The organism is Chryseobacterium arachidis (assembly GCF_900129245.1).
In the GTDB taxonomy this organism is placed as follows: domain Bacteria; phylum Bacteroidota; class Bacteroidia; order Flavobacteriales; family Weeksellaceae; genus Chryseobacterium; species Chryseobacterium arachidis.
The window spans coordinates 1-23,934 of sequence record NZ_FQUT01000020.1 but is presented as its reverse complement, the minus strand read 5'-3'; the positions used below and the strand labels follow the sequence as shown (position 1 = coordinate 23,934).

General features: G+C 35.1%; 21 protein-coding genes. 15 read left to right on the top strand and 6 right to left on the bottom strand.

The window, feature by feature from the left end; translation table 11 throughout:
• Positions 1-28 precede the first annotated feature (28 nt).
• On the top strand, positions 29-1,996 hold the full coding sequence (gene dnaG / locus BUA89_RS21490; protein WP_072963868.1) for a DNA primase: 1,968 nt from the start codon (positions 29-31) through the stop codon (positions 1,994-1,996).
• Between the two features lie 150 nt (positions 1,997-2,146).
• Positions 2,147-2,830, top strand: a complete 684-nt coding sequence (gene clpP / locus BUA89_RS21485) for an ATP-dependent Clp endopeptidase proteolytic subunit ClpP (protein ID WP_072963866.1) — start codon at positions 2,147-2,149, stop codon at positions 2,828-2,830.
• Between the two features lie 124 nt (positions 2,831-2,954).
• Here clpP and BUA89_RS21480 read toward each other — a convergent pair whose 3' ends face one another.
• Positions 2,955-3,722 carry a methyltransferase domain-containing protein gene (locus BUA89_RS21480; RefSeq protein WP_072963864.1) on the bottom strand — a complete coding sequence of 256 codons (768 nt, stop codon included), beginning with the start codon at positions 3,720-3,722 and terminating at the stop codon, positions 2,955-2,957.
• Between the two features lie 109 nt (positions 3,723-3,831).
• A complete protein-coding gene (locus BUA89_RS21475; protein ID WP_072963861.1) occupies positions 3,832-4,302 on the bottom strand; it encodes an Lrp/AsnC family transcriptional regulator in 471 nt (156 codons plus the stop codon).
• A gap of 143 nt (positions 4,303-4,445) precedes the next feature.
• Here BUA89_RS21475 and BUA89_RS21470 point away from each other — a divergent pair, with 143 nt between their 5' ends.
• The 4 genes from BUA89_RS21470 to BUA89_RS21455 all read left to right on the top strand — a co-directional run bounded on the left by BUA89_RS21470 (position 4,446) and on the right by BUA89_RS21455 (position 8,383).
• Positions 4,446-5,828 (top strand): MFS transporter, encoded by a 1,383-nt coding sequence (locus BUA89_RS21470; protein ID WP_072963859.1) that lies wholly within the window; start codon positions 4,446-4,448, stop codon positions 5,826-5,828.
• A gap of 81 nt (positions 5,829-5,909) precedes the next feature.
• Positions 5,910-6,656, top strand: coding sequence for a metallophosphoesterase (locus BUA89_RS21465; protein WP_072963857.1), 747 nt, complete (start codon positions 5,910-5,912; stop codon positions 6,654-6,656).
• A gap of 84 nt (positions 6,657-6,740) precedes the next feature.
• Positions 6,741-7,310 carry a DUF2652 domain-containing protein gene (locus BUA89_RS21460; RefSeq protein WP_072963856.1) on the top strand — a complete coding sequence of 190 codons (570 nt, stop codon included), beginning with the start codon at positions 6,741-6,743 and terminating at the stop codon, positions 7,308-7,310.
• Between the two features lie 437 nt (positions 7,311-7,747).
• Positions 7,748-8,383 carry a hypothetical protein gene (locus BUA89_RS21455; protein ID WP_072963854.1) on the top strand — a complete coding sequence of 212 codons (636 nt, stop codon included), beginning with the start codon at positions 7,748-7,750 and terminating at the stop codon, positions 8,381-8,383.
• A 17-nt stretch (positions 8,384-8,400) separates the two neighbouring features.
• Here the strand turns inward: BUA89_RS21455 and BUA89_RS21450 are convergent, their stop codons facing one another.
• The 4 genes from BUA89_RS21450 to BUA89_RS21435 form a co-directional block, all read right to left on the bottom strand.
• Positions 8,401-10,665, bottom strand: coding sequence for a glycoside hydrolase family 3 C-terminal domain-containing protein (locus BUA89_RS21450; protein ID WP_072963851.1), 2,265 nt, complete (start codon positions 10,663-10,665; stop codon positions 8,401-8,403).
• Between the two features lie 448 nt (positions 10,666-11,113).
• Positions 11,114-11,926, bottom strand: coding sequence for a methionine ABC transporter substrate-binding lipoprotein MetQ (gene metQ / locus BUA89_RS21445; protein WP_072963850.1), 813 nt, complete (start codon positions 11,924-11,926; stop codon positions 11,114-11,116).
• A gap of 216 nt (positions 11,927-12,142) precedes the next feature.
• Positions 12,143-12,799, bottom strand: a complete 657-nt coding sequence (gene metI / locus BUA89_RS21440; protein WP_072963848.1) for a methionine ABC transporter permease MetI — start codon at positions 12,797-12,799, stop codon at positions 12,143-12,145.
• The gene (locus tag BUA89_RS21435) at positions 12,792-13,820 is read right to left on the bottom strand and encodes a methionine ABC transporter ATP-binding protein (RefSeq protein WP_072963846.1); all 1,029 of its coding nucleotides are present in this window, start codon (positions 13,818-13,820) and stop codon (positions 12,792-12,794) included. The genes metI and BUA89_RS21435 overlap by 8 nt, the downstream gene beginning before the upstream one ends.
• A gap of 585 nt (positions 13,821-14,405) precedes the next feature.
• On the opposite strand from BUA89_RS21435, the gene BUA89_RS21430 reads away from it, so the two are divergent.
• The 9 genes from BUA89_RS21430 (at position 14,406) to BUA89_RS21390 (ending at position 22,030) form a co-directional block, all read left to right on the top strand.
• On the top strand, positions 14,406-15,338 hold the full coding sequence (locus BUA89_RS21430) for a ring-cleaving dioxygenase (RefSeq protein ID WP_072963844.1): 933 nt from the start codon (positions 14,406-14,408) through the stop codon (positions 15,336-15,338).
• A gap of 61 nt (positions 15,339-15,399) precedes the next feature.
• Positions 15,400-15,696 carry a GNAT family N-acetyltransferase gene (locus BUA89_RS21425; RefSeq protein WP_072963842.1) on the top strand — a complete coding sequence of 99 codons (297 nt, stop codon included), beginning with the start codon at positions 15,400-15,402 and terminating at the stop codon, positions 15,694-15,696.
• 266 nt (positions 15,697-15,962) lie between these two features.
• On the top strand, positions 15,963-16,916 hold the full coding sequence (locus tag BUA89_RS21420; RefSeq protein WP_072963840.1) for a VOC family protein: 954 nt from the start codon (positions 15,963-15,965) through the stop codon (positions 16,914-16,916).
• A 3-nt stretch (positions 16,917-16,919) separates the two neighbouring features.
• On the top strand, positions 16,920-17,540 hold the full coding sequence (locus BUA89_RS21415) for an alpha/beta hydrolase (RefSeq protein ID WP_072963838.1): 621 nt from the start codon (positions 16,920-16,922) through the stop codon (positions 17,538-17,540).
• A 68-nt stretch (positions 17,541-17,608) separates the two neighbouring features.
• Complete coding sequence (locus BUA89_RS21410) at positions 17,609-17,956, top strand: cupin domain-containing protein (RefSeq protein WP_072963835.1); 348 nt, start codon at positions 17,609-17,611, stop codon at positions 17,954-17,956.
• 70 nt (positions 17,957-18,026) lie between these two features.
• A complete protein-coding gene (locus BUA89_RS21405) occupies positions 18,027-19,637 on the top strand; it encodes a Na+/H+ antiporter (RefSeq protein ID WP_072963833.1) in 1,611 nt (536 codons plus the stop codon).
• 135 nt (positions 19,638-19,772) lie between these two features.
• A complete protein-coding gene (locus BUA89_RS21400) occupies positions 19,773-20,084 on the top strand; it encodes a hypothetical protein (protein ID WP_072963831.1) in 312 nt (103 codons plus the stop codon).
• Between the two features lie 9 nt (positions 20,085-20,093).
• Positions 20,094-20,678 carry a Crp/Fnr family transcriptional regulator gene (locus BUA89_RS21395; protein ID WP_072963829.1) on the top strand — a complete coding sequence of 195 codons (585 nt, stop codon included), beginning with the start codon at positions 20,094-20,096 and terminating at the stop codon, positions 20,676-20,678.
• 476 nt (positions 20,679-21,154) lie between these two features.
• Complete coding sequence (locus tag BUA89_RS21390; RefSeq protein ID WP_072963827.1) at positions 21,155-22,030, top strand: pirin family protein; 876 nt, start codon at positions 21,155-21,157, stop codon at positions 22,028-22,030.
• Positions 22,031-23,934: the final 1,904 nt, after the last annotated feature.

Here is a 23,934-nt window from a genome sequence, read left to right as displayed (position 1 = left end):
ACATCATAATTTTGTATATTTTTGCAGCATGATTTCCAAGCAGACCATAGATAAAATATTTTCAACGATTAGAGTAGAAGAAATCGTTGGAGAATATGTGCAGTTGAAGAGGGCAGGGTCTAATTATAAAGGGCTCAGCCCGTTTCATGATGAAAAGACGCCGAGTTTTGTAGTGTCTGCCAGCAAACAGATTTGGAAAGATTTCTCTACAGGAAAAGGAGGAACGGCTATCTCTTTCTTAATGGAAATCGAAAACTTCACTTATCCCGAAGCATTGCGTCATGCCGCAAAAAAGTACGGTATTGAGATAGAGGAAGACCAGAAAGATTTTTCCGAAGAAGCAAAAAATGCACAGTCTGAAAGAGATTTACTGTACAAAATCCATGAAATTGCAAACGATTTTTATCAAAATTTTCTTTGGGAAGTTGAAGAAGGAAAAGCAATTGGGCTTTCCTATTTCAAAGAGCGTGAGCTTCGCGATGATATCATCAGAAAGTTCCAGTTGGGCTATTCGCCCGAAAAGAAAAATGCTTTCACGGAATTTGCTTTAGAAAAAGGATATTCAAAAGAAATCTTAGAAAAATCAGGACTTTCTATTTTCCCTGAAAATTCACCTGCGGGAATAGACCGTTTTCGTGAAAGGGTAATTTTCCCGATTCATAGTTTTTCGGGAAGGGTTTTGGGCTTTGGAGCCAGGATTTTAAAGAATAATGTCAAAACGGCAAAATATCTTAATTCTCCGGAAACAGAAATTTATCATAAATCCAATGTTCTTTACGGATTAAACCAAAGTAAACAGGCTATTTCCAGAAAAAATGTATGCCTTTTGGTGGAAGGATATATGGACGTTATTTCGCTTCACATGTCAGGAATTGAAAATGTGGTGGCGAGTTCCGGAACTTCTTTAACGACGGAGCAGATTAAACTTATTAAAAGACTTACGGAAAACGTTACGATTCTTTTCGATGGCGATAATGCAGGTATCAAAGCCAGTTTCCGAAGCATCGATATGTTGCTGACGGAGGGAATGAACATTCGCGTAATGTTGTTTCCGGACGGTGATGATCCAGATTCTTTTGCCAGAAAACATCCGCAGGAATACGTTGAAAAGTTCATCGAAAATGAAGCGATGGATTTTATTGATTTTAAAGCGGAAATTCTTTTCAGAGAAATTGGGGACGACCCGATAAAAAGAGCAGAAGCCATCCGTGATATTGTAAAATCAGTTTCTTTTGTTCAGAATGCTTTAAAAAGAGAAGTTTATCTGAAACAGGTGTCTACAAAATTTGGACTTTCAGAGCAGAGCTTGTTTAATGAATTGGATGTGCAGAAGCAGATTACGCAAAATCAAACGCAGCATATTCAGCAAAGGGAAACTCATAAGCCTGCCAAGCTGGAAGTTGTTCCCAAACAATCCGAACTTGAAATCGATTCGGTTCAATTTAATATTCTTCATCAGGAAAACAAGCTGATTGATACGATGTTGATGTTCGGTGACATGGTTCTTCAACGAAAAAATGATGCTCACGAACAATACGAAGTAACAGTGATTGAAGAGATTTTGCATCATTTTGAGGAGGAAGGATATGAATTTCAGATAGAAACCAATAAAAAGATTATTCAGAATATTAAAGAAGGGATCGAGCATGATGAGCTCCGTGCCGGAAATTTTTTTATTACCTTAATGGATGAGGACATTACTTCCAAAGTTGCCGACGCATTAATGATACCCGATGAACTGAGCGATTGGTCTACACGAAATATTTTCCCTCCGAACCTAGGAGATCATATTGCCGATGAGGTAGAAGCCAATATTCTGATTCATAAATATTATTATATTCATTTTCTGATTAAAAAAGTAACGGCTGAATTAGAAGAATACCGTGATACCGATACAGAAAAGTATTTTGAATCCATAAAAAAAATTATGATGCTGAATCAGTTTTCGATAAAGCTGGTAGATAAATTGGGTTGGTCTCCGATTACTAAAATATAATTTCATTATTTTTTACTTCCTAAAATTTGCTTAAAAAGGAAAAAATTACAATCTTTATTGGTACAAATAATAGAACTTCTGCCATTATGTCCTTACATTTGTTTGGAATGATATTAGTAAAAAGTAAACTATAAAAAAGATATAATCAATATGGACATTAAAAAAGAATTCAGAGATTTCTCTGTAAAGCATTTAGGAAATAGCGGTCTTGCTACCGATCAGTATATGGGAATGTATGGTCCAACGAATCTTACACCGTACATCATGGAAGAAAGAAGATTAAACGTTGCTCAGATGGACGTTTTCTCTCGTTTGATGATGGACAGAATTATTTTCTTGGGAACCGGAATAGACGATCAGGTGGCAAACATCGTGACTGCGCAGCTTCTATTCTTAGAAAGTGCAGATCCTTCAAAAGATATTCAGATTTATATTAACTCTCCTGGTGGAAGCGTTTACGCGGGATTAGGAATTTATGACACAATGCAGATCATCAAGCCGGATGTGGCTACAATCTGTACTGGGATCGCTGCCTCAATGGGCGCTGTATTGCTTGTTGCAGGTGAAAAAGGAAAACGTTCTGCCTTGAAGCATTCAAGAGTGATGATTCACCAGCCTTCTGGTGGTGCACAGGGTGTTGCTTCTGACATGGAGATCAACTTGAGAGAGATGTTGAAACTGAAAAAAGAATTGTATGACATCATTTCAGATCACTCAGGACAAACATATGAATGGGTAGAAAAAGCATCTGACAGAGATTATTGGATGACTTCTACCGAAGCGAAAGATTTCGGAATGGTAGACGAAGTTTTACAGAGATCTAAAGAAAAATAAAACATTATCTACGGATAAAATAAATCGCAGCAAAATCAATTGATTTTGCTGCGATTTTTATTTGAAATTGAGAGTAAGAGTCAATTATTAAATGCGTTAAAATTTAAGCTCTTTCTAATAAGTATTATCTTTTACGACCGTACATCAAAATTCTCTTGAAAGAATAAATCGCGGGAAGTTTTGGAAATTTCTCTGCAATCCTTTGCTTAAATTCTGTGGTGAAAACTTCTTGCTGATCTTCCGTAAGCCTTTCCAAATAAGGAATCAGTGCCGATCCGGAAATGAAATTAAACAAAGTTTCATGATCTTCTGCGATGATTGGATACACTTTTTGAAATAAATTCAATTCCTCAATTCCATTTTCAAATAAAATCTGTGCATATTCATCAATTGTCAAAACTGCAGAAGGACGATTCCATTCATTTAATTGACTTTTAAAAGGTTCTTCATCCGCTAAATCCGATAAAATTTGGTTCAAAATGTTTCCCGGCTGATAAGGCATTTGTATTGCTAATTGACCATTTGTTTTCAGCTTTGAAATTAATTTTGGAAATAATTCTTTATGATGATCAGACCATTGTAACGCTGCATTACTGAAAATAAGATCCCAGCTTTCATCACCGCTTAAAAGTTCTTCCGTTGTTGCCCGGCGAAAATGAAGTTTTTCATTTTCAAGAACTTTCGATTTTTCTAGCATTTCTGCAGAAGAGTCAATTCCGACAAAAGTTGCGTTGGAAAATTTTTCAGCAAGAATTGACGTTTGCTCACCTGTTCCGCATCCTAAATCGATAGCTTTCATTTTGTTTTCATCTTTAATCAAATCTGAAAGATCAAAGAAAGGTTGAAAGCGAATATTTTTAAACTGATTATAAATTTTGGGATTCCAAGGCATGATTTGTAATTTAATCTAGTTTCAATTTACAAAATTATAATAGATTACCCATAAAGTAGTCCTTCCGGTTGTTATTCTGACGAAGCTGTTTCATTCAGAATTTCGAAAATCAAAGAATCTGCGGACTTTCCTTAATGCTATTCATCACAAAAATACTTTTCGTCTGCCCGATGCCTTCAATTTCAGATAATTTATTCACAAAAAATTCATGAAATTCATCCATGTTCGGAGCTAAAATTTTTATCATAAAATCGAAATCCCCACTGATATTATAAAACTCAACGACCTCCTTTAGTTTTCCGACTTCTTCAATAAATTGTCCTGCTATTTTTTTATTGTGAACATTCAAAGCGATCATACAGATTACCATCATTCCTTTATTCACTTTCTTCCGATCAACAATAGTCGTGTATTGTCTGATGATTCCTAATTTTTCCATTCTCTTAATTCTTTCATGAGTTGGAGTAGGGCTCAGGTTAATTTTATTCGCAATGTCGCGAACACTTAATTTGGCATCTTTTTGCAAGATTCTAAGGATGGAAAGGTCTTTTTCATCGGGTATATAATTTTCCGTTGCCATTTGTTCTGTTTTTAAGGATTAAAATTTCAATAAAAGGATATTTGTTCTTTTAAATATTGGTTTAATTAAAATATGTTCCAAATTTAAATCATAATTTTTACATATGTTCTATTAATTTTAATTTTGCAGCATAATTGAACTATATGGACAGGAAGAATTTAATACTAATTTTAGCATCGGTAGGAACATTTGTGGAGGCTTTGGATATTGCCATTATTAATTTGACGATTCCTTCTATTCAGGAGCAATTTGGCATTAGAGCGGAAACGGTACAGTGGCTACAGACCTTATACGTATTGTTTTTTGGCGGTTTTCTTATTATTGGCGGAAAACTTTCAGATCAAATCGGGCGAAAGAAAATTTTTCTTTTGGGATCATTAATTTTCATGCTGACTTCTTTAGGAGCAGGTTTGTCAATACATTTTGAAACATTGGCAATTTTCCGCGCTTTACAGGGACTGGGTGCAGCCTTCATCATGCCCTCCGCGATGTCTATCGTTACTAATACTTTTCAAGAAGATCAGGAAAGAAACCATGCAATTGGGATTTTCAGTTCCTTTGCAGCGATCGGATCAGGAAGTGGACTTTCGTTGGGAGGGATCATCAGTACGTACCTGAGTTGGCATTGGGTTTTTCTGATCAATGTTCCGATTTTATTATGTACGCTAATTTTTGCTTATCGATTTTTACCAAAAGATGAAGCCGGAATCTCTAAGAAAACGGATCTTTTATCGGGTGTTTTATTGGTGTTAGGATTGTTGAGTTTAACATATGGAACCCATGAACTGATTCATATTAAAGAACAGCCTTTTATCGTTATTGGTTCATTGATGATGGCGGCTTTATTACTGGTTTTTGTATTTAACCGTCTAAAATCTGTTTCTCAGCCTTTAATTGATTTAAAATTGTTTAAGTATAAATCTTTAGCTGTTTCTAACTTAACTTTTGTTGCATTGGGAGCATTTTTCATCGGATTTTTATTTCTGATTTCTTTAATGCTACAGAAAGATATGGGGAAGAGTGCGGCTTCGGCAGGATTGATGTTAGTCCCGTTCAGCGTAATGTCTGCTTTGGTGGCCAAGTTCATTCTTCCTCACGTTTCAAAGAAATTAAATTCTACACAAATGGGAATTTTGGGTTGGATTTTCATGCTAAGTGGTGCTTCAGCTTTGCTGATTTCAGTATACTTTAATCATCCTTTATCATTAGTCTTAATCGGTGCAGCATGTATTTCAGGAATCGGAATGACGTTTTGTTTTACGGCTTTATCCGTGCTGGGAATCCAGGATGTCAACGCTTCAAACTATGGTGTTGCATCCAGTCTAGGCTCTACAAGTTACTTTTTAGGAGCAGGAATTGGTTTATCATTCATGACTTTAATGAGCCAGATTTTTCCTTCAGAATTAGCCGTCGGAAATTTAAGTTTACTAATTTTGATTGGATATGCAGTCTTTGCATTAGCAATGTTGTTATATTTTACCATTAAAAATATAAAGATCAAACAGGCTGGAATGGCCGTTTCGTAATCCATTGGATTTATGTAGATAAAATCAATATCTGTAAGGGATCGACATGGAGTTTACCGGTTCTTTTTTTATTTTAGCAAAATGAAAATACAGATCATCAGCGACCTGCATCAGGAGTTCGGAATTACAGATTTATCTTTTGATAAGGCGGATCTTGTTATTCTGGCAGGTGATACAAATTTGGGAACGAAAGGAATAGAATGGATAAAAACAAAAATTCCAGATAAGCCCGTTATTTATATTCTTGGCAATCACGAATATTATAAAGGTTCTTATCCAAAAACGCTGAACAAAATAAAAGATGCTGCACAAGGAACAAATATTATTGTTCTTGAAAATTCTTTTGTTGATATAGGGGACATTCGTTTTCACGGAACAACTTTATGGGCGGATTTCTCCATTTTTGGAGATCCAAGACAATATGGTTTTATTTGTCAAAGCCAAATGAATGATTATAAATATATCAGAAGAGATCCATCATATTCAAAAATGAGAACGATAGATACTTTTAAAATTCATCAAATATCAAGAGTATGGTTAAAGGAAAGTTTGGAAAACTCAAAAAAAGTAAAAAATATTGTCATTACCCATCATGCGCCAAGCATTCAATCTGTTCCAGATTACTTCAAACAAGATCCGGTAACATCTGCCTATGCTTCAAATCTTGAAGATTTTATTATAGAATATCAGCCGCTGTACTGGATTCACGGGCATATTCATACCCCGAAAAGATATAAAATCAGTGAGACAGAAATTATCTGCAATCCACATGGTTATATTGATGAAAAATATAACGGATATGATAAAGAATTGATTATTGAAGTTTAATTTATTTCCAATTAAATAGAAAATCATAAAGTAAAATAAGCCTTTCTCCGTCTATACCAAAAAAGGTTTTAACCCTAAACTATTATGGAGAATACAAATATTAAAGAGGGCATTATTCTTATTCCGGATTTTAGCGGGTTTACGGAATTTGTATTCAATACAAAACTTTATACAGGAGAATATATAGTAAGACAACTACTTTCTACGCTCATTGACATGAATAATGAATATTTTGAAATTTCGGAAATTGAAGGTGATGCCATTTTATTTTACCGTTATGATAAAAATCCTTCGTATAAAAAAATTTCAGGAATGTTGAGAAGTATGCTGAATGCTTTTACCAGAAAAGTAGAAGAATTAAGTAAATCATTGAGTACAGCAATCGATTTATCTTTAAAATTTATCGTTCATTACGGAAAATTTTCGCAGTATAAAATCGGAAATTTCCAGAAATTATACGGAAAGCCCATTGTGGAAGCCCATCAAATGCTGAAAAACGGTTTAGCAGAATATCCATCTTATGTTTTGTTCAGCAATTCGTTTCTGGAAAACAGTCAGAATGAAGAAGATGAATTTAATGAAGAGAAAAAACGCCATCCGGAAGTTGGTGTGATTCATTATTTTGAGAACCAAAGAGACTCTATTATATTTTAATCCTTGTAATTTTGCTAATGCAGACGTGCGGAGAAATTCGGGCGCTTTTTTTGTGATAGTATCATTTGATACTATGGATTTTAAATATTTATAATTTTTTAGAAGCTATTTCCAGCTCTCCGCACTCGCTGTTTATCAGGCTTCGTCTCGGCGTGGCAGAGCCACGCCGAGACGAAGCCTGATAAATGAGCTCAAACAAACGCTGCGATTTGGGTTAATGTATCCGTCATCAAATTAAATATTTGGAATAATTGTCATTCTGGTAGGATCTAAGCTAAAATCTGTCCGGTAGAATCCTTGTCAGGGTTTTAAACCTTGACAAGGATGACAGCATACTCAAAAAGATAATAAATGTCCGAATAAAAATTCAGGCATTTCGTTTTAAATCTTGATTAGATTTGTCTATTTTTAAAAGTATTATTAAGTAAGAGAATATTTTGAAAACAAAAACAGATAAGATTTTTGATCATATAGATGAGATGTATGAGGTTATTTCTAATCACAATTATGATTATGAAAAATCCCGCTCTGAATTATTTAATCTTTTGAAAATAGTGGAAGACGAAGAGCTTGATAAAGATTTTTCGTATTATCAACTAATAGGAACTTTGGAATATTTTATTTGTAAATCAACTGTGAAAAATGCTCCTTATAAATGTTTACTTTTGAAAAATGAAAAATTAGAAAAATATTTTAATGCTTCATTAGCGCTTGATAAAAACAATCCTCCTTTACAATATTTATACGGGTTGTATTTGTATGAGATTGGAGATTTTGTAAATGCAAAATATGAGTTTTCAAAAATAAATATTCAGTATTTTGAAGAGCTTGAAATTTTTGAAAGAATTTTTAAAATAGAAGAGATGATTATATGTTGCAAAATCTTTTTAAAAGAAGCTTGTGAGTATAATATCATTAATTTCATTAAAGAAATAGAGAAAACAGAAGATAGATTTTATCCAACTGACTTAATTGAAACATTAAAATATAACGAAGATTATTTTACTGGAAAAATTCGTTCTGAATTAGAAATTATAAAAAAAGAGCCCAAAACTTTGGACTCTTCGCTTTAGAAATATATAAGTAAAAATTACTTCAAAGTAAACTTCACCTTCGTTTTAATAGCATCAGAAGAATTTCCGATCTGTGCTTCGAAATCTCCCGGTTCAGCCATCCAGTCGTGCTTTTGAGCATCGAAGAAACTTAATGCTGACTTATCAATTGTGAAAGTCACTTCTTTTTCTTCTCCGGGATTTAAAAATACTTTTTCGAAACCTTTCAGTTCCTTGGTTGGTCTTTCAACAGAAGATTTTAAATCGGAAATATACAATTGCGCAACTTCCGCTCCGGCTCTTTTACCTATATTTTTTACAGAAACGGTAAATGTAATTTTATCGTCCTGAGCCATCGTTGTTTTATCAGCTTTAGCTTTTCCAAACTCGAAGGTTGTATAGCTCAAACCATGTCCAAAACTGAATAACGGCTTAATTTTTTTTGTATCATGCCATCTGTACCCTACAAAAATTCCTTCGTTATAAGTAATGTTGATCGGGTTTTTTTGATCTTTTCCTTTATCTACTGCCAATTCCGCTTTATTCCCGGGATATTCTCCCAATGTATGAGCTGCATTATCTTCCAATTTCACAGGGAAAGTAAACGGTAATTTTCCTGATGGATTCGCGTCTCCAGCAAGGATCGAGGCAATTGAATTTCCTGCTTCAGAACCTAGATACCATCCCTGAACAACAGTCGGAACCTCTTTGATCCAAGGCATAGCAACCGCATTTCCTGAAACCAGAACTACGGCAAGATTTTTATTCGCCTTTGCCAACGCAGCAATAACATTATCCTGATTGTAAGGTAATCCATAGCTTTTTCTGTCGTTTCCTTCGCTATCCTGGAAGTCGGCTTTGTTTAAACCTCCAACGAAAATTACATAATCAGATTTTTTTGCCAGTTCCACCGCTTCGTTTAATAATTCTTCTGGAGAACGGGTATCTTTCAAATCTTGTCCGGATTTTACACCGTTGTATTCTCCACTGATATCTCCGACATAACCTCTCGCATATTGTACATCAGACTGTTTTCCGAATCTTGCTTTAATTCCGTCCAAAGGAAGCGTTTCATATTTTACTTTTAATGAAGATGAACCACCACCAACAGTCATGATTTTGATAGCATTTTCACCAATGACAGCGATTTTTTTAGCTTTATTAATATCAATCGGAAGTACATTTCCCTGGTTTTTCAACAGTACAATTCCTTCTTCACCGATTTCTTTGGCAACAGCTTTGTGTTCCTCAGAAGCGATGTTTCCGAAAGGTTTGTTTCTGTTCATCGTCGTTTTATAAGCTAAATTCAAAAGCCTTGAAACTTTGTCATCAAGCTCTGTTGTTCCTACTTTTCCTGATTTTATTAAATCTAAGTAAGGTTTTGCTAAATAATAATTATCATAAGCATTTTTCGTTCCTGCAGAAAGTCCGTTGGTCCAGCTTCCGAATTCAAGATCCAATCCGTTGTGGATGGCTTGTTCAGTGTTATTTACAGCGCCCCAGTCGGAAACAACAACCCCTTTATATTTCCATTCACCTTTCAGAATATCATTTAAAAGATATTGATTCTGACTGGCATACTGACCTTTGTACATGTCATAAGCTCCCATGATTGTCCATGAATCTCCTTCTGTCACAGCCGCTTTGAAAGCAGGAAGATAAATTTCGTATAGTGTTCTATCATCAACTTTTACATTGCTTGTATGACGGAACATTTCCTGATTATTCAACGCAAAATGTTTTACAGAAGTTGCTACACCATTTGATTGAACACCTTTGATGTAAGGAACCACCATTTTCGATGTCAAATAAGGATCTTCACCCATATATTCGAAGTTTCTTCCGTTCAGTGGAGTTCTGTAAATGTTCACTCCAGGTCCCAGAAGAATATCTTTTTTTCTGTAACGGGCTTCTTCTCCCAATGCTTTACCATAATTCCAAGACATTTTTTTGTTCCAGGTCGCAGAAAGTGCCGTTAATGCAGGGTAAGCAATAATTGAGTCGTTTGTCCAACCTGCCTGATTCCACTCGTCCCACATTACTTCCGGACGAACGCCGTGAGGGCCGTCTGTGGTCCAGAATTCAGGAATTCCCAGTCTTGGAACGCCTGGCGAACTGAACTTTGACTGTGCGTGAAGCATCGCCACTTTTTCTTCCAAAGTCATTCTGGAAAGGGCATCTTTTACACGTTGCTCAACGGGTTTTGATTCATCTAAATAAACAGGTAAACTAGTATTTGTTTGAGCCATATAAGAAGCAGAAATAAGGGTGAATAAACTTACAATGGCGGTTTTCTTTAACATAAAAAGCCTTTTTAATGATTGGTAACAAAAATAGCAAAAATATTTATTATCTCAAATTGAGAAAATGTGATTTTTGAATAAATGGTTATTAATAACCAGCTTTTTGCCAAAGTATTAATTTCATTAAGCGACATAGGAAGCTGATGCGTTAAGAAAATTTCAATTTAATTCGTTAAAAAATTCCCATTGTTTGAAGCGCGAGACCAGTTCAGAACCGAAGAACAAATCTTCAATTCGCGCAAGTTTTGGGAATTTTAGAATTAAATTGAAATTTTTAGCATTCAGATTCCAAGTCTTGAATTTTTGTTTCTTTTGTTTCAAGACAAAAGATATTGATTAAAAAAAAGACATCATCCCAAAAAAAATTGAGACAATGTCTAAATATATAATAATAGAATTTTTAAGTCAATGGGAAATTCACAACTCACAATTGACCATTCACCAACAATCAGTTCCAGCCTTTAATCGCTCCACCTTTAAAAATTTCATCTGCTTTTTTAACAACTTCATCAGATTCGTAAGCTTTTACAAAATTCTTTACTTTTTCAGAATTTTTGTTGTCTTCTCTTGAAACGATGACATTAACATAAGGAGAGTTTTTATCTTCTTTAAAAATTCCCTGTTTGTCGGCATCTAATCCTGCTTGTGCTGCAAAATTGTTATTAATAATCGCAATCACAACTTCTTTATCATCCAAAACTCTAGGCAATTGCGGTGCTTCAATTTCGAGGATTTTCAATTGTTTCGGATTATCAACAATATCAGTGACTTTCGGTAATAAACCGATACCATCTTTTAATTTTAATAAACCGTTTTTCTGTAATAAAAGTAACGAACGACCACCATTTGTAGGATCATTTGGAATGACAATCGTGCTCCCATTTTGAAGTTCACTGATACTTTTAATTTTCTTTGAATAAGCAACAATCGGGTACACAAAAGTATTTCCGACAACTGCCAGTTTGTACCCTCGCTGTTTTGATTGTTCGTTTAAATAAGGTACATGTTGAAAGGCATTGGCATCAATATCTCCATTATTCAAAGCCTCGTTGGGAACAACATAATCGTTGAACGAAACCAGTTCAACTTCAAGATTGTATTTTTCTCTGGCTACTTTTTTTGCTACTTCGGCAATTTCTTGTTCCGGACCTGAAGTGATTCCGACTTTAATAAAATTTGAATCTTCTTTTTTTGATGAATTACAAGCGGTGAATAACAGCAAACCCGCCGTTAACAAACTTAAAATCTTTATTTTTTTCATTGTAAATTATTTTCTTTTATAAAAATTGGCGAAAAGCAAAAAGGTAATCTTTAATAAAATTGTTAGATAAAAAATAAAATATGGCTTTATACCTTTTTGCTGAATTTTTCGCCGAATCGATGGCTGAAATTCTCATGCCACCACACTATTTCACATTCACACTATATTTTTAAATCGGTAAAACTCGATCTCACCAAAACACTCCAACTCTTAAGTTTAGCGATGATCAAACCTCTTCGCCAATCTATCTCCGGAAAATTGGATGATAAAAACTATGGCAACCAACAGACCTAACACAAGATTCATAATCACGGCATCATATCCAATATAACCGTACTGATATCCGATTTGTCCCAATCCGCCGGCTCCGACAGCACCACCCATCGCGGAATATCCGACCAAAGTGATGAGTGTAATCGTCGCATTATTAATCAATGATGGAAGCGCTTCGGGCAGCAAAACCTTTTGTATAATTTGGAGTGGAGTAGCACCCAAAGCTCTCGCTGTTTCTATTAATCCGTGAGGAACTTCCAATAAACTATTTTCTACTAATCTCGCAATAAAAGGAGCAGCCCCAATACTTAAAGGAACCAAAGCAGCATTAACGCCAATCGAGGTTCCAACCAGACTTCTTGTAAAAGGAATCATCCATACAATCAGAATAATGAAAGGGATAGAACGAAAAATATTAACCAAAACAGATAAAATCTTATTATAAATTACATTTTCCAAAAGCTGATCTTTTCTTGTCAAAAACAATAATATCCCCACGGGTAAACCCAAAACAAATCCGAAAAACCCAGAAACAAATGTCATGTAAATCGTTTCCCAAAGCCCCTTCGATAAAAGAGAAATCACTGTATCATTAAGCATATCCTCTTACCGTATTTTGAATTTTATTTTGATTGAAATAATAAATGGCCTGTTGATTTTTCTCGTCCTCACCTTGAAGCTGCAACAACAGTTTTCCGAAGTTGGAATCTCCTAAATATTCAACATCAGCCTTTAAAAGCTTGTAAGGAATTTTATATTTATCATACACTATGGAAAGCAATTCTTCAACAGAGATTTGTTCATTAAGTTCAACTTCAACCAAAGGAAATAATCCGTCTTTTGGTTCTTTTTGCAGTTTTTTATTCAGTTCTTGTGGTATAGTCATAACACCGGATTTTAAAAATTGTTTGATAATAGGATTCTCTTTATTGGAGACAATCTCGCTTAAAGTTCCCTTAATTAATAGTTGTCCTTTGTCGATCACCGCAACGTGGTTACAGACTGTTTTGATGACTTCCATTTCATGGGTAATCAACAGAATTGTAATTCCCAGCCTTTGATTGATATCCCTCAATAATTGTAAAATCGATTGAGTGGTTGCCGGATCGAGCGCACTTGTCGCTTCGTCGCAAAGCAGGAGATAAGGATCATTTGCCAAAGCTCTTGCAATCGCGACCCTTTGTTTTTGTCCGCCCGAAAGGCTTTTAGGATAATCATTGGCTTTTTCTTCCAAGCCGACAATTTTCAAAAGTTCATTAACTTTTTTATTGATTTCCGCTTTATTAACGCTGTCTAACTCCAGTGGAAGCGCAATATTATCAAAAACTGTTCTTGAAGACAAAAGATTAAAATGCTGGAAAATCATTCCGATTTTTTTTCTTTCGTTGGCTAATTGTTTAGAATTTAATGTTGTAAAATCTTTTCCGTTAATAATGATTTCGCCATTATCCGGTTTTTCAAGAAGATTGACAGTTCGGATTAAAGTGCTTTTTCCGGCTCCTGAAAACCCGATGATTCCGACGATATCACCTTTTTCAATAGTCAGACTTACATTATCGAGTGCCTTGAAAGACTGCTTTTTCTGGTGAAAAGTCTTTGAAATATTCTTTATCTCTATCATTTTTGATGCTAATTCTTATTAAACAAAAAAGGCTCTACAACGTGGTAAAGCCTTTAAAAATATGTCATATAAAAGTAAGGTCAACCACAGCAATATTGTAATCTTGGCATACAGCAATACATCATCATCGTATTGATGGTGTGCTTTTTCATCGAATTATATTTAAATACAGATTTCATTCTAATTTTCTTTACTGATTACGGTTGCAAATATAAAGCATAATTTTTTATTAGTCCACTAAAAAAGTAGACTTTTTGTAAATTAATTTTGTAATTAATATTTAAATATTTGATTTTTAATTGATTATGTTTTTGTGTTTTGATGTGACAATTTTATGCTTGCTTGTCATTCTAAATGGAACGAAGTGGAGTGAAGAATCTTTTAATGATTTTGGATCTTTACTCACAGAGATCTTCCTTCGTCAGAATAACAAATATGCTGTTTTAAAATGAATATTTCTTTTCCTTTTAGTTTTTAAGTCATATTCGTTAGTAAAATCAAAAATCATCATTTATTAAACTAGTTAAATGCACAGCATTCCCAATCATCCTAAATTTGTCATATCAAAATTAAACAAATAGCAAAATGGAAAATAGAATTTTAGGATTGCACCACATTACAGCAATCGCAGATAATGCACAAAGAAATTTAGATTTTTATACAAAAGTTTTAGGAGTAAGACTGGTTAAGAAAACCGTAAACTTCGATGATCCGGGAACGTATCACTTTTATTTCGGAAACGAAGAAGGAACTCCGGGAACTATCTTAACATTCTTTCCGTGGGAAGGGATCGGAAAAGGAACAAACGGTTCAGGTTTGGCAACACACATTGGATATTCTGTTCCAAAAGGAAGCCTGGAATTCTGGAAAAACAGATTACAGCAATTTAATGTAAACGTGGAAGAAGGTGAAATTTTCGGTGAAAAACTGGTTTCATTTCAGGATCCGGACGGTTTACAGCTGCAATTCATCGAATCATCAACTCCCGATGACAGAAAAGTTTGGACAATCGATGATATTAAAGACGAAAATGCTTTGAAAGGTTTTCATAACATCACGCTGACATTGAGAAAAGCAGATCCGACAATCAAAGTCTTGACAGATATTTTCGGATATGATTTACAAAAACAGGAAGGTGAAAGATACCGTTTTGCAACCGATGCGATTGAAACAGCAAATCTTGTTGATATTATTGAAAACGATAAGATTTTAGCAGGAAGAAATGCGGCAGGAACCAATCACCACGTGGCTTTCCGCGTGAAAGACGATAATGTTTTAATGGAATTCCGCGAAAAAGTTTTATCTGCCGGATTGAATATTACTCCGAAAATCGACAGAGATTACTTCTATTCATTGTATTTCCGCGAACCGGGTGGCGTTTTATTTGAAATTGCAACCGACAACCCCGGCTTTACTGTAGATGAGCCTTTGAATGAATTGGGAACAAGCCTTAAACTTCCAAAACAACACGAAGGTTTAAGAGAAAAAATCGAGGAAGTATTACCGAAATTATCATAGGTTATCACTCAATTTTTGGAAAGGTCTTATCTTTAAATTATTAATTAAAAAAATCAAAACAATGGAAACAACAAAAGTAGTTTTAGGAAATGCAAGAGGAGAAATTCAGCTTTTCTCAGACGATAAAAAAGCTGGGAAAATGGATATTTCTGTAATCAAAAATAAATTGACGGTTTATCACACCGAAGTTGATGAAGAATATGCAGGAAAGGGTTTTGCGAAAATATTATTAGACAAACTGGTATCTTATGCAAGAGAAAACGATTTGAAGATTGTACCGTTGTGTCCTTATGTTCATGCACAGTTCAAACGCAATCCGGAAGAATATAAGGATGTTTGGTTTAAAGAAGAAGAGTAATTTGAAAGCAAAGAAAAAACAATTATAAAACAGCATATGTGTCATTCTGACGAAGGAAGAATCTCTTTAAAGATGATTCAGAAGAGGATTCTTCACTCCACTTTGTTCCATTCAGAATGACAACTAACTGCTCATTTGCTGAGTGAAACGCCTTTGCGAACAAAAAATATTCACAATAATTTCAAAGAAAATCTTTGCAACCTTTGCGTTAAAAATAAAAAACAATCAATAACCAACAACAAAAACCAACAACAAAAACCAAAACAATGTCACTCATTACAGGACTTCACCACGTCACAGCCATTACAGGCGACGCACAGGAAAATATAGACTTTTACACCGGAGTTTTAGGGCTTCGGTTGGTAAAGAAAACCGTAAACTTTGATTATTCCGATGTTTATCACTTTTATTTCGGGGACGAATTCGGAACCCCTGGAACAATCATGACAACTTTCCCGTATGGAAAAGGCTTGGTCAATGGAAGACACGGAAAAGGAATGCTGAACACCACAGCTTTTTCAGTATCTATCGATGCTTTAGATTATTGGACTAACCGTTTAGAACAGTTTAATATCGCATTCAAGCAGCCACAACAGAGATTTTCGGGCGAAGTTTTTATTTATCTTGAAGATTTTGACGGGCTGGGTTTAGAGTTGGTTTTTAATGATAAAGATTCCAGAAAAGGATATTACAACGGATTTATTCCAAAAGATTTTGCCATAAAAGGAATTCATCATGTGGAAATCTGGTTAGATGCTTACGAAAGAACAGCAGCCTTGCTGACGACACAGATGGATCATAAATTAATTGCTGAAAGTTCAGACAGGATGAGGCTAGCCGTAGAAGACGTTCCCGGAAAATATGTTGACTTGCTTTGCACGCCAAATGCTTTGAAAGGATTAGCAGGAAGAGGAACAGTTCATCATGTCGCTTTTGCAACTCCTGATGCAGAAACCCAGCTTGAAATGGTTGAAAAATTAAACAAATTCGGCTTGGAACATACCGAGGTGAAGGATAGAAAATATTTCACTTCTGTATATTTTAAAGAACCGGGAGGTGTTTTGTTTGAAATCGCGACTTCAGGTCCCGGATTCGATGTGGATGAGGAATTAGCATCTTTGGGTGAACATCTAAATCTTCCAAAACAATTTGAGGAAAAAAGAGAACATTTAGTTGAAGTTTTACCAAAAATAAATTATCCAACAGAAAAATTTAGATAAAAAATGAGTCATATTTTAGATATAAAAACAGGGGGGGAATCATTGAAAGAAGCTGAAAAAGCTTTAATTATGATTCATGGAAGAGGGGGAAGTGCACAGGATATTTTGAGTTTATCACAGCATTTAAATGTAAAAGACTATGCGTTACTAGCCCCACAGGCAACAAACGGAACCTGGTATCCATTTTCGTTCATCGCTCCGGTTGAACAAAACGAGCCGTGGTTGTCTTCCGCAATTGAAACCATTGGGAAAACTGTTCAAACAGCTTTGGATGCAGGAATAAGAGCGGAAAATATTTACTTTTTCGGATTTTCGCAAGGCGCATGTCTGACTTTGGAATTTTTAGCAAGAAATGCACAGAAATTTGGTGGAGCAGCTGCAATTATCGGTGGAGTGATCGGTGAAAAGATCAACCGTGAAAATTATAAAGGTGATTTTGTGCAGACTCCGATCTTTTTGGGAACAAGCAATCCTGATTTCCACGTTCCGGTGGAAAGAGTCTATGCAACAGCCAATATTTTAAAAGAAATGAATGCTGAGGTTACCGAAAAAGTCTACGCAAACTTCGGGCATTCCATCAATCAGGAGGAAATCGAGCTCGCAAATGAATTAATTTTTAAATAATAGTTGTCACGAATGCACGAATTAAATTATTAGTGCATTTGTAGCAAAAAAAAAAATAAAAAAACAGAATGAAAATCACAAAAATATTCAGCGATGAAAAAGGAGAATCTCACTTCGAAGACATTGAAATTCCATTAATTGATCAGGGTGAAATAGGGTTTTTATCGGAAAATATTAACGTTAAAAAATTACAATTCAGAAAAGTCTCTGCCGATTACGATTACGACTTTCATCATGCTCCTCAGAGACAATATATTGTCTTGTTGGATGGTGGGGTGGAAATTCAAACTTCATTGGGAGAAATCAGACAGTTTCAGACCGGGGAAATTCTTTTAGTAGAGGATGTTTCCGGTAAAGGTCACAAAACCAAAAATCTTGAAAAGAAAGAGAGAACTTCACTTTTTATTCATTTGTAAAAAGATAAAAGATTTCAGATATTAGTCACCTTATAGATTTATAATTTGATTTCAGCTTAAAAAAATAACGATGCACGAAAAACTACTTTTGATACTCGGTCTTTTAATTATTGTCATGCTGTTGGTAATGCTAGCTCAGCGTATCAAAATTGCCTATCCGATATTTCTGGTACTGGCGGGATTAGGAATCAGTTTAATTCCCGGAGTTCCGGTCCTGAAGCTCGATCCGGAAATTATTTTCCTTATTTTTCTGCCTCCGTTGCTGTATGAAGCAGCTTGGTACACGTCATGGAATGATTTCTGGAAATGGAAAAGAACCATCGGATTATTGGCTTTCGGGCTGGTATTTTTAACTTCTTTAGTGGTAGCATATGCTTCGCAGGCGTTAATTCCCGGTTTCACATTAGCATTAGGGTTTTTATTGGGCGGAATTGTGTCTCCACCGGATGCAGTAGCTGCAACAACCGTTTTGAAAGGATTGAAAGTTCCGAAACGTACCATCGCAATGCTGGAAGGAGAGAGCTTAATTAATGATGCATCATCGTTAATTGTATTCAGATTTGCTTTGGCGGCGGTAATGACCGGGATGTTTTCCATGCAGGAAGCAACAGGGCAATTTTTTCTGGTAGCAGGAATGGGTGTAGTGGTTGGTATTGCAGGGGCACATATTTTCTATGCAATTCACAGGTTTTTACCGACAACTCCGGCGATTGATGCGGCACTTACGGTAATGACGCCCTATGTATTGTTTCTGGCAGCAGAGCATTTTCACTTCTCGGGAGTAATGGCAGTCGTGAGCGGAGGATTATTTATGTCTTTCCGTTCGCATGAGATGTTTAAAACTGGAACGACCAGAATTAATATGACCGGAGTATGGACGACTTTAATTTTCGTAATGAATGCCCTGGTTTTTGTTTTAATAGGATTACAGCTTCCCGATATTATCAGCGGATTAGGCGAAACATCTTTAATGGAAGGGATCAAATATGGCTTAGTCATCAGCTTAATTGTAATAGTTGTTCGTTTGTTGTGGATCTATCCGGTGGCTCATATCCCAAGATTGCTGAGTAAAAATATAAGAAAAGATCCAAGCCCGGGTTGGAAAAATCCTTTAATCATAGGATGGGCAGGGATGAGGGGAGTGGTTTCGCTGGCCACAGCACTGTCAATCCCCGTAATGATGAACGATCAGTTAGAATTTCCAATGCGGAACCTGATTATTTTTATTACGTTTGTCGTAATTTTTGTGACATTGGTTTTTCAGGGATTAACTCTTCCTTTAATCATTAAACTAACCAAAATCGGGGAAATAGATCCTATTTTGCCTTCTCATGAACAGCAGGCAGGAATCCAGATCAGGCTTGATACGCTTGCGGTGAACAGGCTGAATGAAAAATATACATCGAATATGCAAAACAACAGTCTGGTAGAAAGTTTCAAAAATACCATTGAAAACGATATATCACTGCAGCAAAGCCATTTGGAATCGTTGGAAATGTGTACCAACAGGAGGAATGATTTGGATGAGTATCATCAGATTATGCTTGATATTTTCGCATTGCAGAGAAAAGAATTGTTTAAAATGAAACGTGAAAAGCAATACAGCGACGAAGAAATCAGGAAAGCAGAGTCTCAATTAGACTTAAACGAATTGAAAGTCACTGGAAACAGACATATGTAAATTGGAATAACTGTTATCTGAAGATATATATATCCCATTATTAGGAAACGAAAGCTTAGTAAATAGATTTTTCTAAATTAAAGTGGTAGCTCCAATAAGAAGAATTTGACTTTAAACATCAAACTGTAAATACTTATGAAAACATTAAATTTCTTAGTCATAGGAAAAAATCAGGAAATTTTAGAAACATTAAAAAGAATTATAGAAAATAACGAAGGCTGGAAAGCTGAAATCCAAAATGACGAAAACATTTGCCCGGATTATATTAAAGATAATCAAGTAGATATTGTATTATTAAGCTCAGGATTGGATGAGCAGTTTGAAAAAGATATCAAAGTTTTCTGCGAAAATTTAGATAAAGATGTTAAAGTTATTGACCATTACGGAGGCGGAAGCGGATTATTAAAGAACGAAGTTTACGCACTTTTTCCTAATTTGCAGCCTTAAACTGCAAGTATGTCCCAAAATATCATCGAAAATATCACACGATTTATCAGCCTTACCGAAAAAGAAGAAAAATTTTTCACCGATTCACTCACGCTTCAGACCATTCCTAAAAAGACAGTTCTGTTGAGGGAAGGTGAAGTCTGCCAGTTTGAAGGGTATATTCAAAAAGGCTGTGTACGAGTTTATTACCTTGATGATAACGGTTTTGAAGTTACTATTTTATTTGCCATCGAAGATTGGTGGATCAGCGATATTGCCTCATTTCAGGATCAGAAACCATCACGGTTATACATCGAAACTCTGGAGGATTCAGAAATTTTTATGCTGAATCCGGCAACAAAAGAGAAATTATTGGCTGAAATTCCAAAATTCGAAAGAGTTTTCAGAATGTTGGTACAGAGAAACCTGTCTACTTTACAAAACCGTTTGGTAAATACCATTTCCAAAACAGCATCCGACCGATATTTAGAGTTTGTAAAAGTATATCCGTCAATTCCGCAAAGAGTTCCCCAATATTATATTGCATCTTATCTCGGTGTATCTAAGGAATTTGTTAGCACCATCAGAAAACGTCTGGCTTCGAAAGAAAAATAACTTTCTACAAATAAAAACATACGCAAGATTCCCCTTCCTTGGAGGGTGGGGATAAGTCAAAGAATTTTTGACGAGGGGGGTAGATTATTTAGATATTAAATATTTCAAACTACCCCGTCTTTTCCTTTCACAAAAATCCACCCCTTCAGAGAAAGGGAATTTCACACCGCGAATCGACTTAGGAAACTGAAGCGTTAAGAAAGTTAAAAATTAATCCGTTAAAAAATTCCCACTGTTCGAAGCGCGAGACAAATTTAGAACCGAAGAAGAAACTTTGAATTCGCTCAAGTTTTGGGATTTTTAGGAGTAATTTTTAATTTTTAACATTCAGTTTCCGAGTCTTGAACTTTTGTTTCTTTTGTTTCAAGACAAAAGGATTTAATTATTAAAAAAAAGAATTTATTAAACTAGTTAAATGTCCAGCAATTTCAATCTCCCGAAATTTGTCGTATCAAAACGAATAAATAACTAAAGATATGGACAGAAAAGATTTTTTAAAGAAAGGATTATTGGGAACAGGGATGTTTGTAGCATCTGCTTCTATGGGAAGTGCAATGAAAAACGAGATCGACGAAATCGAACCGCTGGAACCGATAGGTTATAATCATCTTCCGAATACAAATTCAAAGATTAAAGAAAATTCTGTAATTCATAAAGCAGATTCCAGAGGTAAGGCAGATCATGGCTGGTTGGTGAGCAATCATACCTTTAGTTTTGCCAATTATCATAATCCGGAAAGAATGCATTTTGGGGTATTGAGAGTATTAAACGATGATAAAGTTGAGGGCGGAAGAGGTTTCGGAACGCATCCACACGACAATATGGAAATTATCAGTATTCCGTTGGAAGGCGATTTGGAACATAAAGACAGTATGGGAAATTCTGCCATTATCAAAAGTGGAGATATTCAGGTGATGAGTGCCGGAACGGGAATCATGCACAGCGAGTTTAATAAAAATCAGGATAGCTTAGTGAAATTCCTTCAAATTTGGGTGTATCCTAATAAAAGAAATGTCACGCCCAGATATGACCAGATTACTTTAGACAAAGCAAAAAGCAAAAATAAATTCCAGCAAATCCTTTCTCCAAATGCCAATGACGACGGAGTTTGGATTCATCAGGATGCATGGTTTCATTTAGGAAATTTTGAAAATAATACCGTAATCGATTATCAGATCAAGAAAAAAGGAAACGGAGTCTATGCTTTTATTTTGAAAGGAAGCGCAGAAATCGAAGGCCAGAAGCTGGAAGAAAGAGATGGTTTTGGTGTTTGGGATATTTCAGCTCTACAGATTAAAGCAATATCTGAAAACACAGAAATCCTTTTAATGGATGTTCCTATGACGATGTAAAAAAATATAAGTTAATGAACTTAGTTTCATAATTATTGTTGGTTGGCTCTCTTTTTTAAGAGAGCTTTTATTATATATTATAACGAATCTTTTTTCCACCCCCTTTTCCCTTTCCAACTCTCTTTCTAATTTTTTCAGGAGCTTATTCCAGCTTTCACTACTCGCTTTTTTATGCCTAGGCTTTTCCCTTGGCTTATAAAAAGAGCTCAGACAGGCCGTTCAATCTGGGCTATGGGTTTGGTCTTCGGTTGTATAATGGTCTTTACGACAGAATTAGTGAGCAATCTGAATAAAAAATAAACTTCTTGAGTCATTGCGAGGAGCGTAGCGACGAAGCAAGCCAAAATTTACCGACAGAAATTTTTTATTGTTGAATATCCATTTTCTGCTTCAAATATTTTTTATCTAATGGCTAATTTTAGGAGAAGAAAGCTCCGTTGAAGCCCTCTGTTAATAGCTCCGGATTATGTGATTTTTAACAGACCTGTGTAATACCAGTGCATATAAATGTAGCACAGTTATTTTTAAATGATAGCACTCCAGTCCATCCTCCATAAAGCCGCCACTTCGTGGCTTCAACGCCTCAATTTATTTAAAGGTAGGAGCTGAATAAAAAAAGATAAAGCTCAATTTCATTTGTTTTAAATACCAAGTCCGCCAATCTTTTCCCTGCTACTACATGTTTAAATCCCACCATGCCGTTTCACTTAAACGAGTTTATTCAAGAGCAGAATAAATGAACACCAAGATTTTTCAAAATTCGTGTATTCGTGGCCGTAAAAAAGTCAAAAGTATCCTCTGTGAACATCCGTGTGATCTGTGGGAAATAAAATAAGTTTGCTATTTTTAACGCTTAGAGTCTGTTTAAATTTTTTCAAATCGAAATTGTAATGGAATTTTTGTTTATCCCCAACCTAAAGGATGAAAAGTCACATTGAAATTAAGCAAATTACCTCTTTACGGTCGGGAAAAATAATTTTGGTTAATTTTTAAACAGGTTCTTAATCCCTCTCCCGGATTTTACACTTAAGCCACGATCACCGGTAATATAGGAATGTAGGTCCGAAGGAGAGGTCTGTTAGTAGCCTCGATATTATTTTTATGATCAAGCCCCGTAGATGGCGGCCTGTTCATGATCCTAATAAGAACCTTTAAAAGAAATAATTTATTGGGGAAAAAATAAAAAAACGTTCTGGAAATTACTTCTTCCTTATTTTTGCTAAATGCTAAATGCTAAATGCTAAATGCTAAATGCTAAATGCTAAATGCTAAATGCTAAATGCTAAATGCTAAATGCTAAATGCTAAATGCTAAATGCTAAATGCTAAATGCTAAATGCTAAAATTATAGCCCCTAAATACTTCTCAGCGTTATAAAATCTACTCTACAATATGATCCTTCATATAAATCAGTTAATGTGGATAACTACAAATGTGTTTTTAAGTTGAATAATATCAATAAGTTATATGTAAAAGTTTCCCACAAAACGCTTTCAATATAAATTTTACATTAAATAAATTAGGATGGTATACCCATAAAGTTCTACTTTTGCCCCACTGAAAACGAAAGCAGATCAGTAAGCGCAGGAGAGCCTTTCATAGGCAGTAATTTAACAATCACTTTACAAGAGATAACATTAAACGGGAGCAAATTTTATTGAAGTTAATTAATAAATTAAAGTAAATAAAAGTTGCGAAGTTAAAAAAGATTTGTATCTTTGCAGTCCGGTAAAACGGAGAGCAGGAGTGAGATTGGCAAAATGAAAAACAAAGGAATTAAGGTCATCAAAAAAACTTTAAAAATTCTTTAAAAAACATTTGGTCAATTAGAAATAAGTTATTACTTTTGCACACGCAAATACGGAGCGAAACTGACAGAAAAGTAGCGACGTAAGAAAAGCGGAA